Source organism: Vagococcus fluvialis (assembly GCF_048815235.1).
Classification (GTDB): Bacteria; Bacillota; Bacilli; order Lactobacillales; family Vagococcaceae; genus Vagococcus.
Genome location: NZ_JBMEAO010000006.1, coordinates 140813 through 155862, shown reverse-complemented (window position 1 = coordinate 155862; position 15050 = coordinate 140813). Strand labels below are relative to the sequence as shown.

At 31.1% G+C, this 15050-nt stretch carries 16 protein-coding genes; 11 read left to right on the top strand and 5 right to left on the bottom strand.

Going from position 1 to position 15050, the window contains the following annotated elements; genetic code table 11:
* Positions 1 to 296: 296 nt before the first annotated feature.
* Positions 297 to 875 (bottom strand): recombinase family protein, encoded by a 579-nt coding sequence (locus tag ACODH8_RS05735; protein ID WP_332466066.1) that lies wholly within the window; start codon positions 873 to 875, stop codon positions 297 to 299.
* A 345-nt stretch (positions 876 to 1220) separates the two neighbouring features.
* On the opposite strand from ACODH8_RS05735, the gene ACODH8_RS05730 reads away from it, so the two are divergent.
* The 7 genes from ACODH8_RS05730 (at position 1221) to ACODH8_RS05700 (ending at position 7737) form a co-directional block, all read left to right on the top strand.
* Positions 1221 to 1778, top strand: coding sequence for a recombinase family protein (locus ACODH8_RS05730; protein WP_332466065.1), 558 nt, complete (start codon positions 1221 to 1223; stop codon positions 1776 to 1778).
* Positions 1779 to 1918: 140 nt separating this feature from the next.
* On the top strand, positions 1919 to 4108 hold the full coding sequence (locus ACODH8_RS05725; RefSeq protein WP_420517616.1) for a MucBP domain-containing protein: 2190 nt from the start codon (positions 1919 to 1921) through the stop codon (positions 4106 to 4108).
* 22 nt (positions 4109 to 4130) lie between these two features.
* Complete coding sequence (locus ACODH8_RS05720; RefSeq protein WP_332466063.1) at positions 4131 to 4385, top strand: hypothetical protein; 255 nt, start codon at positions 4131 to 4133, stop codon at positions 4383 to 4385.
* A gap of 19 nt (positions 4386 to 4404) precedes the next feature.
* Positions 4405 to 5241: a WxL domain-containing protein gene (locus ACODH8_RS05715; protein ID WP_332466062.1), complete on the top strand. Its 837-nt coding sequence runs from the start codon at positions 4405 to 4407 to the stop codon at positions 5239 to 5241.
* Positions 5242 to 5252: 11 nt separating this feature from the next.
* Entirely contained in the window at positions 5253 to 6065 is an 813-nt protein-coding gene (locus ACODH8_RS05710; RefSeq protein WP_332466061.1) for a WxL domain-containing protein, read from the top strand.
* A gap of 69 nt (positions 6066 to 6134) precedes the next feature.
* Entirely contained in the window at positions 6135 to 7211 is a 1077-nt protein-coding gene (locus ACODH8_RS05705) for a DUF916 and DUF3324 domain-containing protein (RefSeq protein ID WP_332466060.1), read from the top strand.
* Complete coding sequence (locus ACODH8_RS05700) at positions 7183 to 7737, top strand: hypothetical protein (protein WP_332466059.1); 555 nt, start codon at positions 7183 to 7185, stop codon at positions 7735 to 7737. Before ACODH8_RS05705 ends, ACODH8_RS05700 begins: the two co-directional genes overlap by 29 nt.
* Before the next feature lie 116 nt (positions 7738 to 7853).
* Here the strand turns inward: ACODH8_RS05700 and ACODH8_RS05695 are convergent, their stop codons facing one another.
* Positions 7854 to 9341, bottom strand: a complete 1488-nt coding sequence (locus ACODH8_RS05695) for a helix-turn-helix domain-containing protein (RefSeq protein ID WP_332466058.1) — start codon at positions 9339 to 9341, stop codon at positions 7854 to 7856.
* 231 nt (positions 9342 to 9572) lie between these two features.
* Here ACODH8_RS05695 and ACODH8_RS05690 point away from each other — a divergent pair, with 231 nt between their 5' ends.
* Positions 9573 to 10166 carry a recombinase family protein gene (locus ACODH8_RS05690; RefSeq protein ID WP_332466057.1) on the top strand — a complete coding sequence of 198 codons (594 nt, stop codon included), beginning with the start codon at positions 9573 to 9575 and terminating at the stop codon, positions 10164 to 10166.
* An 84-nt stretch (positions 10167 to 10250) separates the two neighbouring features.
* On the opposite strand, the gene ACODH8_RS05685 is transcribed toward ACODH8_RS05690, so the two are convergent.
* From ACODH8_RS05685 to ACODH8_RS05675, 3 genes are all read right to left on the bottom strand, one after another.
* The gene (locus tag ACODH8_RS05685) at positions 10251 to 10634 is read right to left on the bottom strand and encodes a hypothetical protein (protein ID WP_332466056.1); all 384 of its coding nucleotides are present in this window, start codon (positions 10632 to 10634) and stop codon (positions 10251 to 10253) included.
* 28 nt (positions 10635 to 10662) lie between these two features.
* Positions 10663 to 11643, bottom strand: coding sequence for a serine hydrolase domain-containing protein (locus ACODH8_RS05680; protein ID WP_332525819.1), 981 nt, complete (start codon positions 11641 to 11643; stop codon positions 10663 to 10665).
* Between the two features lie 119 nt (positions 11644 to 11762).
* Positions 11763 to 12227 carry a YueI family protein gene (locus ACODH8_RS05675; RefSeq protein ID WP_332466054.1) on the bottom strand — a complete coding sequence of 155 codons (465 nt, stop codon included), beginning with the start codon at positions 12225 to 12227 and terminating at the stop codon, positions 11763 to 11765.
* A gap of 161 nt (positions 12228 to 12388) precedes the next feature.
* Here ACODH8_RS05675 and ACODH8_RS05670 point away from each other — a divergent pair, with 161 nt between their 5' ends.
* Genes ACODH8_RS05670 through ACODH8_RS05660 form a run of 3 tightly spaced genes read left to right on the top strand, consistent with a single transcriptional unit; the run spans position 12389 to position 15050 of the window.
* The gene (locus tag ACODH8_RS05670; protein ID WP_332466053.1) at positions 12389 to 13339 is read left to right on the top strand and encodes an ABC transporter permease; all 951 of its coding nucleotides are present in this window, start codon (positions 12389 to 12391) and stop codon (positions 13337 to 13339) included.
* Positions 13336 to 14295 carry an iron chelate uptake ABC transporter family permease subunit gene (locus tag ACODH8_RS05665; protein ID WP_332466052.1) on the top strand — a complete coding sequence of 320 codons (960 nt, stop codon included), beginning with the start codon at positions 13336 to 13338 and terminating at the stop codon, positions 14293 to 14295. Before ACODH8_RS05670 ends, ACODH8_RS05665 begins: the two co-directional genes overlap by 4 nt.
* Positions 14295 to 15050, top strand: a complete 756-nt coding sequence (locus tag ACODH8_RS05660) for an ABC transporter ATP-binding protein (protein WP_332466051.1) — start codon at positions 14295 to 14297, stop codon at positions 15048 to 15050. Before ACODH8_RS05665 ends, ACODH8_RS05660 begins: the two co-directional genes overlap by 1 nt.

Below are 15050 nucleotides of genomic sequence, written 5' to 3'. Positions count from 1 at the left end.
ATGACTTAACGTACAGGGGGCCACCTGTACGTTTTTATTTTAACTAAAAAAAGCAATCAAATAAATGAATTTTACTCATAAATTTGATTGCTTTTTTGTTTTATTCAGAGACTTATGTCACAGCCTCTTTTTAATTTGATTTGAATAAATAATTTCGAACAAATAAAGAAGTTTGATGAGACTAACTCAAGGTTCCGTCTCTATTCTTGTATACGAGTAATTTTTCTGGTGTTTTTTAACTATGAAAATCGTATTGTTTTATGTCTTAATCCATTAAATATAGAGGCATCAAAAGGTTAATTATTTATTTTATTTCTCTTAGGAATTTTTCGTTTCTCTAAATGATTATAGATTGTGGGGATAGACAAATGACATTTTCGAGCTATCAAATAAACGGGTAAGTTGGTTTCTTGATACAGTCTAATAGCCTTGTCAATAGATTTAGTACGAGTTGGTCTACCGAGAGTCTTACCGTTTTCTCGAGCTGCATCTAAGCCTGCAATAACCCTCTCTCTAATTAATTCCGCTTCCATCTCAGCAAAAGCTCCCATAACTGTGAAAAAAAATCTTCCCATAGCTGTTGATGTATCAATATTATTATCTATGCTGACAAAGTTGACGTTACTCTTTTCAAAAAATTCTGATAGTTGAAGTAATTGCTTAGTATTTCTTGCCAGTCTATCTAGTTTATAAATAACGAATGTATCACCGGATTTTAAAGTATCCAAAGCTTTATTTAATTGATTACGTTCTTGTTTTCGCCCGCTTTCATATTCTTTAAAGATAACATCGACCCCATAACTTTCAAGCGCTTTTTTTTGTGAATCAAATTTTTGATGTGGTGTACTAACTCGCATATAACCTATAGTCGTCATAATTATTGCTCCATTTCATTATTAATAAAATTAAACTCTCTTTTTTTTAACCGTTACAGTCTATATAAAAGAAAAAAATCCCTATGTTTCAGTTTTTTGACAATTTTTTAACCTATATTAAAAAAAAGTTGACAAACCATAACAAGTCAAATATACTAATGATTTTTTTACTTCACTTTTGTACATAAATAAACGTTTTCCTTAAAAAGAAAGTCCTTATTAATTAGGGTTTTCTTTTATTATTATCATTATTAAAGCAGATTATTTTACTGTTCTAACAAACTTTAGATTTTTAGACTTCAGAAAAAATCTGTTCTGACTAAAAAGGAGGGAGGAGGATGTATAGTGTTATACGGCTATGTTAGGGAAGGTTACCCAGTCAGTGAAAGCATTCAATTAAAGGAAATATTTAAGACAGACTGCGATGAAGTTGTAATTGAAAATGGTGGGACAACAACGTATGAAAAATTAACAAGATTAATGAAAAGAATGTCTACTGGAGATAAAATAGTTATTTATAACCTACAAGTTTTCGGTACTGGGTTGAAGAAATTAAAACTATTTTTGTTATACCTCCAGCAACATGATCTACATCTACAAAGTATGAAAGATAATATTGATACAGAGGTTGTTCATAATTTTTTTGAAATCTGTCAAATTCTATTAAGCACTGATGAAAAAAATGCTAGTTATTTGATTCGAAAAAGTTTAACTAAAGCCAGAAAAATGGGAAAAAAAATTGGGAGACCGAAAATTGATCCAAATGTGGTTAAAAAGATTCAATATCTTTATATTCATGAAGCGATGTCTCTAAGAGGGATTGCTGATAAATGTGAAGTCTCTTTAGGTACTGTATACAAGTATGTAAGTATGGTTAAGCAAACAGATAGTAGTGTTGAGTGAAGATGGTAGGGGGGAATAGCGATATGAAAATAAAAAATATCCTTTTTGCTTTGTTTTTAAGTTGTCTTTTCTTTACTAGTTCACTTATTACTAGGGGATATGCGGAAAATGATATTGATTCGGAGTTTGTGGAGGAGTCGATGAAAGTATTAAATATCGAAAATCGCGCTACAGTACCTTTAACAAGCTCACCATTATACAAGCCGATTTATAATGGAATAAAAACGCCTATCTCTAGTAAGTTTTCATTTCAACCAAAAGCAACAGCTCAAACCAAAGTAAGTGTCTATAAAAATGGTAGAGAAGTACCTCACGATGGTAAAAAAATTATGTTAGATAAAGAAATGATTACCACAAATCCACCTTATATCATCGCAACAAACATGGGGGTAATGAATGGTAGGTCAATAGATGTTAAATTCTCTCTTGTATCAGCATATCCTTCAACCTTTTTTGTTGGATTGGATAAAAATAAACCGACACCAAAAGAGTCATTGCTGACTGTGTCTGATACTCGTAGTGCAGACCCGCAATTTAAATTAGAGTTTATAGATTCAATCAGTAAGCAACCTGTTGTGATGTCAGGAAACTTAACTATTGGAGATATTGATAATGGTGAAACAATGGTGATTGAATCTGTTGGTGGTAGTATAGATAGCATTTATTCAATGGATAATACTATTCTTAATACGGATAGTAATTCCAACTCAGAGAAAACAATAATACGTGCACAAAATTCAGCTGACGTAGCTGAGTCTGATCGTCGAGCATGGGTATCAGTATCTTATGAAAATGCTAATTATCTTTTACTAACATATTCATGTGCTCAAACAGGATTACTATTTGGAGAACATGAATTTGAAGAATTTGACTATGTAGAAGAGGTTGATCCTCCTGCTGGGTTAGCGACGGTAGATATTCTTCATAAAAATGAGTTAGGAGAAGAAATTGCGGTAAAAGAGCAACTACAAGGAGTAGTGGGTTCTCTTTATCAATCACAATCGAAAACGATTCCAGGTTATAAACTGAAAGAAACACCTAATAATGCTATTGGGATATTTTCTGCTCAAACGCCTAGTGTAACTTATATTTATGAGAAAATTGACGATCCAAACAAACCTAATGAAGAAATAGTTTCTGTGAGAGTGTTATATACAGATTTAGAAGGAAGAGAAGTTGCACCTATGGAAATTTTAACTGGGACGATAAATAGTTTGTATCAAGCTCACTCAAAGACGATTTCTGGTTATAAACTATTTAAAGAACCTACGAATAAAATAGGATTATTTGCTCATGATAATTTGGATATTATTTTTATCTATGAAAGAGACTCTACTATTGAAGAGCCAGAAGTAGGTAATAAAGCTCCAGTTATTAAATTAGCTCAAAAAGAAGGGATTTCAGATGGAAAAGATTTTACAGTTAGAGGTATTTGGAAGGATGATGACAGTTTAGTAGTACTACTTATGTATCAAATTAACGATAAACCGACGAAATTGATCAGTTATAACTCCAATTTAGACAAAGGTGTTTGGCAAGAGTTTTCATATACAATTCCAGCAACTGAGATACCTATTGGTAATCACTCAATTAAATTCTATGCAGGTGATGCTGAAGGATTAACTTCACCGGAAGAAATATTGACTTTGACGCCAGAGAGTAAAGCTAATTTACAGTTAAATTTCCAAGATGAAGATGGGACAGAACTTGCTGAATCTTTAAAAATACCAGTGAATATTAATGAGAAAATTAATTTAACTGAAATTTCTGAGTTACAAATAATTTTAGCAGCAATAAAAAATCAAGGTTACGAATTAATAAGTCGACCGGTAGATGACATATTAATCGAAAATAATGAAACCACTTTAAATTTTATTTTTAAAGGAAAAGTTAGTCTAGTGAGTGTTACCAAAGAGATGAATTTTGAGTCTGGTGCAATAATACCTATTGATCAAAGACTACATTATGAGGGAGCGCAGCCATTTGTTTTAAATGTTGAAGACACTAGAGGAAAAATGAAACCTAGCGAGGGATTTAAGCGAGGCCAGTTTCAAATTAGTGGAGTTTTATCCAAACCTTTCGAACACTCTAATGGAAAGAAATTACTTAATGCTAAGTTGGTCTATTTTGATGGGGAGATGGAGCGAGAAATATCACCAGTGGGTAATGAAATCTATAGAAGTTCAACAGCTCGTTCAGAGAAGGCTTATGAAATTACATTGTCTAATGAAGCTGAAAAAGAATTACGTTTGGAAGTACCAAAAGGTAGTGGTGTTATTCAAGGGGGATACTATGCAGAAGTTACCTGGGAACTGGTTCAAGGACCATAGAACATAGAGGGAGATATGTAATGTGCGAAAAAAAATACTTTTTTATGTATTGTTGCTGTTTTGCCTGTTCAGTTCACCAGTTTTAGCCGTGGAGATAGAAGGGCAAACACAAGCAGATATAGGTTTTATTCAAGGGGTTGAAAGAGAAAGTCAAGATTCAATGAAACTTCCCAAAACAAATGAACAAGAAAAAGAATACAAATTAATAGGATATTCAATTATAGCTATAAGCGTTATATTTATGTATCAAAAATTAAATAAAGAACAAAATAATTAGTAAGAAAGAAGGAAGACAAATGAAAACAAAATTATTAACAAGTCTAACAATAAGTGCAGTAGTTTTAGGAGCAATAGGAATAACAACTCAAGCAGCTGAAAGCAAGGGAAGTACCAGTGCAGATGCAGAATTTATAACAGGACTAAGACCAGATCCGGGGAAACCAGAAGAAGGACCTAAAGACCCTGAATTAGTTGATCCAGATCCAGACCCGAAGGATCCGTCCAAACCAAAACCTTTACCAGAATCTAATGGCGTTTATGTTACTCATTTACCAAACTTCTCTTTTGGTTCAGATAACAAAACAGAATTAAGAACAGCAGAATATCAAGCATTACTAGAAAAAAGAACAAAGAACAAAGGTACAGAAATTTTCTATATGCCACATTCTGTTCAAGTTGCTGATGTTTCAGGAAATGATTTAACGACTTGGAATTTATCAGTAACTCAAGATGAAGCTTTTAAAACAGTGGGTGAGACTTCTAAGATATTAACAAACTCAAGAATTAGAATTTATGGAAATACCTTTACAAGCAGTGCTTATAGTTCAGATGAATTGGCAGGTAAATTGTCTGGTTTAGCTTTGGGAAGTGTAGATACATTTGGTTCATATTCGGAGATTCCAGTAGGGAAAGATTCTTTAACCGTTTTAGCTAACAAAACACCTGGTTTTACATTGAATTCATTTAGTTCGGCAGTATTTAAAGAAGGATATATTACTGACGATTACACAGCGGCAAAAACGCCAAATGCTGTTAAATATGAAGGTGTTAGATTAAACGTACCAGCTAATGATAAATCTCAAGCTAAAGCTTATGTGGCTAATTTAACATGGACACTAACTGTTGAACCGTAAGGAGAATTAAGATGAAAAAAAATGAGATGTTCTTAATGGGTGGATGTGCAGTTGTTTTAAGTTTACTTTTTGCAACCTCAACAAATGCAGCAACAGCAGATATTAAAACAAAAGGAAGTACTTCGTTTACAGTGCCAACTGATATTGGTAGCGTTATTAAACCTGGAACAGATAATGATATCATGATTGATGGAGATCAAACACAAATTGATGGAGTTCAATTGTTACATGCCCCAAACTTTAATTTTGGTCAAAATGCCTTAAAAGCAAATGGAGGATATTTTGATGCCATTTATGAAAACTATAAAGAAAAATCAAGTGATACGACATCATATGCCATTCCACATTTTGTTCAAGTAGGTGATTTTTCGGCAGATACAGGAACAAAGTGGCAAGTGAATGTAGAACAAGATAGTTTGTTCAAAGCACCAACAGAGCAAGGACATGAATTAAAATTATCAAGAATTCAGATTCATAATAGTACTTTGACTAATAATTTGAAAGATGTCTCAGCTTTACTTACAGGTCCTATTATTCCTAGTAGTGGCTACATTTCGATACCAGTAAAAGGTAAAGATGGAGGAAGTCTTCCGATTTTAACATCTAAAGCCAGTCAAGAGGATACTGGTTCAACTCATGGAACCATATCATCTGTTGTTTTTAGAAAAAATTACTTAGAAAATGATTATGGATCAGAAGCAACCAATGTACCAGCGTTAACAGATAAAAACACAGATGTTAAATTACATGTACCAAATACTGATACAGCTCATGCAAAAGCGTACAGTACTAATCTAACTTGGACATTGACCGTTGGACCATAGAACAATTGAAAATTCTCGAATATTTATTCGAGAATTTTCTCTATTTATTAATAAAGGAGTCGCCAAATAATGAATAAACGTAAAGTAATCAATTATTTAAAACTAGTTTTCGGATTAATGATATTTTTTAGTCCAATTGCTCACGCTGAAGAAGTTGATTTTACAGTTAAGCCAGAATTTCCAGAAAATCAAGTTGCATCTAATTCCGGTTTCTACGATTTGAAAGTATTACCAGGAACTGAACAAGAGTTAAATCTAATTGTTCATAATAAAAGTGATCAAGCTATAACAACTAAATTCGAAATTAATCCCGCAGCGACAGGAGAAAATGGCGGATTTATTTATACATTAAAGGATTCAGACAGAGATGAATCTATGAAATTGTCAATATCAGATATTGCTTCAACGGTCGATACTATTAGTATTCCAGCCAAGGGATCAGGAAGAGTTATTATTAAATTAAAAATACCTAAAAAGCCTTTTGAGGGGATTATTTTAGGTGGGATACGGATTAGTAGTATATCGGATAGTGAGAACAAGGAAAAAGAAGAAGCTAACGGTTTCAGTGTTAGTAATTCTTTTGCCTATACGATTGCAATTAGATTACAAGAAAATGATAAGCTTCCTACATCTGAATTGTTTTTAAAGAGTGTTCAAGCCAGTCAGATTGTTGGAAGAAACTCGATTAAAGCAACACTCCAGAATCCAACACCTACTATTATTGATAAAGTTAGTTATCATGGTCAAGTAATGAAAAAAGGGCAAGATAAAGTATTACATGAAAATAAGGTAGACGGTTACAGAATAGCACCTAATACTCATTTTGATTTTCCTGTTAGTTGGGATAATCAAGAGTTTAAGGCTGGAACTTACCGATATGTATTAAAAGCTAGGTCAGAAGAAACTGGAAAAGAATGGAAGTTTGATCAAGAGTTTACTATTTCTAATAAAGAGGCTAAAACTTTAAACGAACAAGCTGTAGATGTTGAAAAAGACTATTCATCATACATACTATTAATTTTTTTAGCGTTAGTGATTGTTTTACTCATTTTAGTTATCGCATTGATTCTTAAAAGAAAAAAGAATAATAAAGAACAAGTTATTAAGAAAGGTGCACATGGAAACAGACGGAAAAAAAAAGTATGATAGTACTAAAAAAATGATGATAAGCATTATGTTAATTAGTATTTTGTTATTATTTATGACATGGATAATATGGCCTTTTACTGGGAAAGTTTCAGGAGATTGGCAACATAAAGAAAAAAATATAATTTTGAGAAGTGAAAAGAATAAATGGAAAATATCAATACAAAATTATGAAGGAATGGAAGGCTATACGCTATTTTATAATGGCGAATGGAATCCAGCGTTTATGAATATTTATGATGGTTATAAGGTCATGGCTGGAGTCGAGATTGATCGTAATAAATTCGATTCAAAGATGATTGATAATTTATTCGTAGGAAATAATTTATTTAATGTGGTTACTAATAATAAAGAAAAACTTGTAGTTATGTATACAAATAAAGGAATGGATACATTATTTGGAAAACAAAACATTGATACTTATTTTCATTTTAAATTAGAAGGAATACCATTTTTAGGTAAGGAGATAATGTATCTTAATAGTCCACTTTTTGGTGAAGAGCGTTTACCATTTGTAAAAAGGTAACGACGATTTCTCTATATTGTTAATTATTATGTTTTCAACGTAGAAAAATTAGGAAACAGATAAAAATAAGTTTTAATAAACTCATTTTTATCTGTTTTTTAGATTCTTTTTGGGCATTAAAAATTGCGAGCTAAAATCTGTTCTTGAACATAATTAAATAATCGTACCCATGCCTCTTCATCTGTTAGTGAGTCGATATAAAAATAGTATTTCTCTTTTTTTAAACCTTCGTAACTTTCTGAAATGACTAAATCAGCTTCTTGATAATTTGAGGTAAATATCAGAGCCTTAGATGTATAAATTTTTGTTAATCGATGTTTAATTAATTCTTCTCCCATAATATTTTTTGAAAATTGAGAAGCTATTTTTAAGGGGGATTGAGATAACATATCTAGATAAACATAAATTTGTGAAACGAGTAGTTGAAAATAAAAATCATCTATCTTTACTTTTTTTACTAATGGCTCTGTTTTAATAAAATTTTTTAGGAATCGACTTATCTTATTGTTAAGCTCATAGTTATTATTATTTTTAAAGGTAGTACGATTAAAAAAACTGATAGGAATTTTAATGTCAAAATATTGAGTATACATAAAAAAAAGAACGAAATAATAATAAAAGAAAGCTTTATTTTTATCTGAGATAAGTAAATTGAAATTACTAATCAATCTATCTAAAAGAGAATTTGATAAATGAATAATAGGATTATCAAGCTTTTTTAATTCTGTCATCATGAAGAATTTCTGACTGTCTGAATCAATATCACTAATTAAATGTCGAATAAATAGATTAATAAAGAGTGTTTCATCTTCGATAGAACAAGAATTGATACCTAAAGGAACAGAGAGGTATGTTTTTGTCACATCGTGAATATTAGTCATTATCAACAGAATACTTTTAAATGGTTCAGGGAATTGAAGTGTTTTCTGTCGTAAAAGTAGTCGGCGATACCAAATAATACCGATGTAGAGAATTTGATTTTGTTTTGAAGGTAACAGTTGAGAAATAAAATTTTCTTGATTTTTGTTGAAAGTAGGTTGTATCCAAGAGTTCTCTTTCCAATTATTGGGTAATTTAATCCCACGATAAGTTAACCAATAAAAGTAATAACCAAATAAGCGTAATTTTTTTTCTTCATAAACAAAATTAGATATATGATTTTGTGATGAAAGATTTAGTTGAATGTCAAAGTGTTTGAGTAAGTATAAAACTCGATCTAAAGTAAGATAAGTGGTAGATAAACTTTGATGAAGTTCTTCAGCTAGTTCATTTACATTTTTGATTTTTTTTTGAAGAAGCAAATGAATCATTTGGAATTCTTTTGTTTCTTCAGTGTAAGAGAGGTTGAGATAACTTAATAAATAGAGTGCAGTTTCTTTTTCTATGTCAAATGTGACTATTTTCCCTCGATTTACTTCAAAAATTAAATTGAATTCTGGAAAATAATTATTGATGTCAGTTATCAGTTCGTCTAAGTAGCGGATAAGAGTCTTACGTGAAACATTAAAATCATTTGCCAATGAAATTATAGACAGACTTTCATCTGAAAAAAGTAAAGATTTAAAAATATCCAGTTTAATGGAATGTTTAGATGTTAAAAACATATGTGAAATCATCCTTGCTGTGGAATAAAAGTAAGTGTTTAAATGATTATACTACATAAAAATATCTTTTTTACAGTCGAAATTAGTTTTTTTATCATTTGTTTTCTATAAAAAAACTATTTTTTTAGTCAAAAATAAGGAAATTATCATAAATTTATCGTGTTAATCTATTGGAGTAAATGATTTAGATATTTCAATCATTTTTATCAAGTATTACTTAGGAGGAATATAATGGCTATCATTGGTTATGCTAGAGTAAGTACAAGCCATCAGAAATTTGATTCACAGCTAGAGGCACTTAATAACTATGGTGTTGATAAAATTTATACAGAGTGTGAAAGTGGAAGGATAAAGGATCGCAAAGTATTAAACAAGTTGCTAAAGAAACTTAAACAAGGAGATACGATTGTTATTTATAAATTAGATCGTCTCGCTAGAGGAACTCAGCACATGTTAAAGATGCTTGAATTATTTCAAAAAAAAGGAGTTAATTTTGTTAGTATTAGTAATCAAATTGATACTTCAACGCCTATGGGGAAACTGATTTTTACCATTATGAGTGCGTTTGCTGAAATGGAAGCTGAACTTATACGTGAGCGAATAACTTCAGGAATTGCTGCAGCAAAATCAAAAGGTATTCAGCTTGGGCGCCCATCTTTGACCATAGAAATTGATAGAGCTATTCATCTTTATAGAAATACAGAAATGGAGATACACCAAATTATTGAAGAGAGTGCTATTTCTAAAGCGACATTATATATACATTTAAAAAAACAAGGTATTCCATTAAGAAGTAAAACTTCAAAGAAGGACAATAAGTTTTAATAAACACATTTTTAGTTTTAGAGAAACCAAATAAAAAAACTAAGAGCGCACTATTTTAAATAGGTATCTTAGTTTTTTGGTTATTTAATTTATTACTGTAATCGTTTGTTTAGTTGGTGTATCGACTTTTAATCCAGTTTTTTCTTCCCACCACTGATTTAATAAAAGAACATGTTCATGTGGGAAAGCTGATAAATCAATAGATGTAATATGTGGAAAAGATAAAGCAAGATTGCTTTTTAGTTCAGCTAATAAATTATAGTACTGAAATGCTGCGAAATATAAATCCTCTTCATCTTCAGAAATTAAAGCTTCAGGTATTCTTTCTAACATAAAACCTAAACTTTTCATGATAAAAGGTAACGCATTTGTTGCTTTTTGGTCAATCATTTCAATGTCTTTTAATAATAAAATGTGTGCATGTAAAGCTTCAGCTAATTCTTGTTTAATTAATTTTTCTTGATTCATAATACATCCTCCTTATTAAATATCTCTATTAAAACAGTAATAACTGTTGATAGACTTGAATTAATAACTGGTCTGGATAACTATCTGTGGATTGGTTAGCTAGAAAAATAATAAAAGTTTGATTGGTGATATCGCCATAAAAATAACTACTATAACCACCCATTGCCCCGTCCTCAGAAATATTTCCTGATAACATAATAGGCTCGTGAAAATTAAATAAAAGATTATATTCGTCTTCGCTCAATAAAGTATCGTTGTTTAACGCGGAGAAAAATAGTGCCATATCACTAACTGTCGAGTAGACATTACCAGCACCAAGCAAGGTACTCATTAATTCTTTCGAATAAGTTCTGTAATCAACTTGATAAGACCTACCGTTAACATAAAAGTACTCTTTTGGTGTTGAAGCCTCATCAGGAACATCATCCCATAAATAGGTATTTTCCATATTTAGTGGAATAAAAATTCTATCTTGAAGGACGTCCTTGTAACTCCGTTCTTCTATTTGACTAATAATAGCAGCTAATAAACTATAATTACCATTGGAGTAGTAAGGTTCACCATATTCTAGAAAAACACTAGTATCTAACACATTTTCTAGCTGTTCTTTTTCAGATGTTAACACATGGTCATTAGGAACTTCAGGTGTGACATAGCCACTTGTATGATTTAATAAATCTCGAATAGTAATTTCTTCACCATGCTCTAAATCAGTGAAAAAAGTATTAACAGTTGTCTCATAAGTGAGTTTTCCTTCACTAACTAATTGTCCGATAATAACTGCGGTCATTTTCTTTTGCAATGAAGCAACAGGATAGAGCGTATCATTAGTATTTTTTATTTCTTTATTGTGGTCAGAAAGTCCATAACTTTCTGTTAAAAGAGTTTTGCCATCTTTAACAAGAATGACTGAACCTAAAAGATTAGAGTCCTTAAATGAATGAGAGATAATCTCTATTTTTTCCTTATGACTCTTTGAAATAAAGGCTCTTTTCTCTATCCAGGTCACTCCATTGATTAAAAAAATAAGGCCAATGAGAAAAAAAGTGTTGTTACAATAAATTTTTTATTTGATTTTCTAGAGGTAACCTTTTTCTTTTTTTTTGATTTTTTCTTTGTCATAGGCGTTTACTGAAACAGGCGCTGTAAAAAGCCTGTTTTTTTCTTGTCAGTATTCGAATCATTTTGAGATGATGCTATTTTTTGTTTTATTTGGTCTTTTTTTACCGAGATATCATCTATATTTATGGCAGTGTCCACTGCAAAAACAATAACAATTTCTTCTTTTGATACAGTAGATATATCTGTATCGACCATTCTAAATCCAATATTAACTTGTTGTGCTATTTTCATGATTCTATTTTGTATAGCCATTGGAATATTGGCATTAATTAGTAGCGTACCATTAGGGTATTCTTTAAATTTGTCTAAGCAAAATTGTTTGAAACTTGTTTGCTCAGCTTCTGACAAAGTCATGACGAAAACAACTCGTTCTCTAAAAGTACCTAAGTATTTTCTTTTTTCGTCGGGTTTTATTTCGGGTGTTCCATATAAAGCGTTGTCTAAATAATCTTGAACATTTTTTGAAGACATAAGCAACGTCCTTTCCTAATCTTACATAGTTTAAGTATAACACAGGTATGATAAAAGTAGATTCCATAAAAGAGTTGCATTTTAAAAATACATTGGTTAAACTTAGTTGGTAATGAGAATCATTGTCAATTAGAATGATTATAAATAACAAAAGGTGACTTATGAAAAAAACAATTCCGATTAGTTTATTAATCTTTTTTTCTTGTTTGTCATTGTTCGTAGGTGTACAAAGTATTCCTTTTTCTCACTTATTTAACTTTGATGATATTGAAAAATTAGTTTTTTGGAACACGAGAGTTCCTCGTACGACTAGCTTGATTATAGCAGGAGCTACAAGTAGTGTTTGCGGTTTAATCATGCAACATTTAACACAAAATAAGTTTGTTTCACCTACAACAGCTGGAACAATGGACAGTGCTAGATTAGGAATGTTAGTAGCGATGTTATTTTTCCCAACTAGTTCCATATTAACGCGTTCTTTTGTTGCCTTTATTTTTGCTTTTTTAGGTACTTATTTATTTTTACAAATAATAAAAAGAATTCCTGCGAAGAATCAAATCATGATTCCTTTAGTAGGAGTGATGTTTGGAAATATCATTGGGTCTGTGGTTACTTTTTTTGCCTATCAATTTCAGTTAATTCAAAATATGACTTCCTGGTTACAAGGTAGCTTTTCAACAGTTACCAAAGGAGATTATGAGTTAATCTACTTATCTGTCCCTGTTTTAATTGTTTGTTATTTATTTGCTTATCGCTTTACCATAGTGGGAATGGGAGAAGATATGGCAACTAACATAGGACTGAACTACGAGAAAACACAATTAATAGGATTATTGTTAATTGCTGTGGCAAGTAGTGTGACTTTAGTGACTATTGGAGGCCTGCCATTTATTGGAGTGATTATTCCTAATATTGTTTCTCAGTTTTACGGAGATCAATTAAAAGGAACACTCTGGATAACGGCTGTTTCAGGTAGTTTATTCTTAGTGATGTGTGATATTTTATCTCGGGTTATTAATGCGCCATATGAAGTACCTGTTAGTTTAATTGTAGGAGTCATTGGAAGTATTATTTTTATCTTCTTACTTCTTAAGGGAGGTAAAAAAGCATGACCTTTTTAAAAAAACATCAAAATGTTAGTTTATTCCTATTAGCGATAGTAACGTTGCTGATGATTTTCTTGTTTTTAACTTATAACACTTATGGCAATTGGTCTTTTGCTCTGTCACTAAGAGGTAGAAAGCTATTGGCTTTTGTTATCGTTGGTTTGTTAACAAGTTTTTCAACGATAACTTTTCAAACGATTTCTGAGAATCATTTTTTAACACCTAGTATTTTAGGGTTTGATTCCTTATATGTGTTAATTCAAACAGTTTTATTTTTTATATTTGGGCAAAGTCTTCAAGGAGATCCTCGTCTATTCATCATAAATGTTTTTTTAATGGTCTTACTTAGTGTGACTTTATTTTCAGCTCTATTAAAAAAAGAAAAACAAGATTTGTTCTTGCTGCTTATGATAGGGATGATTTTAGGCACTTTATTTAGAAGTCTAAGTACTTTTTTACAAGTTCTAATGGATCCAAATGAATACGATAAATTACAAGGTAAACTATTTGCTAGTTTTAGTAATGTCGATGTATCTCTCTTAGTGTTAGTTATCCCAATTGTTATTGTACTAGTTATCTTATTTTTACAAGCTAGTCCGAAGTTGGATGTTCTTCATTTAGGAAATGAGCAAGCCATCAATTTGGGAATTAATGTGAATCGTTTTAGAAAATATATGTTGTTACTTGTAAGTATAGCAGTAGCTTTAGCGACAGCTTTGATCGGTCCAATTACTTTTTTAGGTTTCATCGTGGCAAACGTTACTTATCAATGGATGAATACCTATCAACATAAATATTTATTTTTATCAGGAGCTTTATTAAGTATCCTATTTCTTGTTGCAGGGCAATTTTTAGTGGAACAAGTCTTTAAAATGAACACAACATTAAGTGTGGTCATTGAATTTAGTGGTGGTCTTTACTTTGTATGGAAACTAATGAAACAGAAAGGAGGTCAAATTTAATGGAGATAAATCAAGTAACGAAACAGTACGGTTCTAAAAGTGTGGTAAAAGATGTTGATTATCAAGTGAAAAAAGGTAAATTAACAGCTTTTATTGGACCGAATGGTGCTGGGAAAAGTACGCTTCTTTCAATGATGAGCCGCTTGATTGATAAAGATAAAGGGGCGATTTATTTAGATGGTGAAGAAGTTAAAGCTTGGAATCAACAAGAATTAGCCAAGAAACTATCCATTTTAAAGCAAGCTAATGGCATTCAGTTAAAACTAACTGTTAGTGAGTTAGTCGCGTTTGGTCGGTTTCCACATAGTAAGGGACGATTAACATCTTTAGACCGTGAAAAGATTAATGAAGCCTTAACTTTTTTAGGGTTACTTGATTTAGCTGAAACAACGATTGATACCCTTTCAGGAGGGCAATTACAACGTGCTTATATTGCGATGGTTCTAGCTCAAGATACAGAGTATATCTTTTTAGATGAGCCGCTCAATAATTTAGATATGAATCATGCCGTACAATTAATGAAAACAATTCGTCAACTAGTTGATGAAAAAGGTAAAACAGTTATTATTGTACTTCATGATATTAACTTTGCAGCAAGCTACGCAGATGAAATTGTTGCTATGAAAAATGGTGAAATTTTCAAAACGGGAGCAACAGATGACATTATTGTGAAGGAAGTATTAGATGAACTTTATGATATGAGTATTCGTGTTTGCGAGTTAGAAGGCAAAAGATTTTGTTTATATTTTAATTAA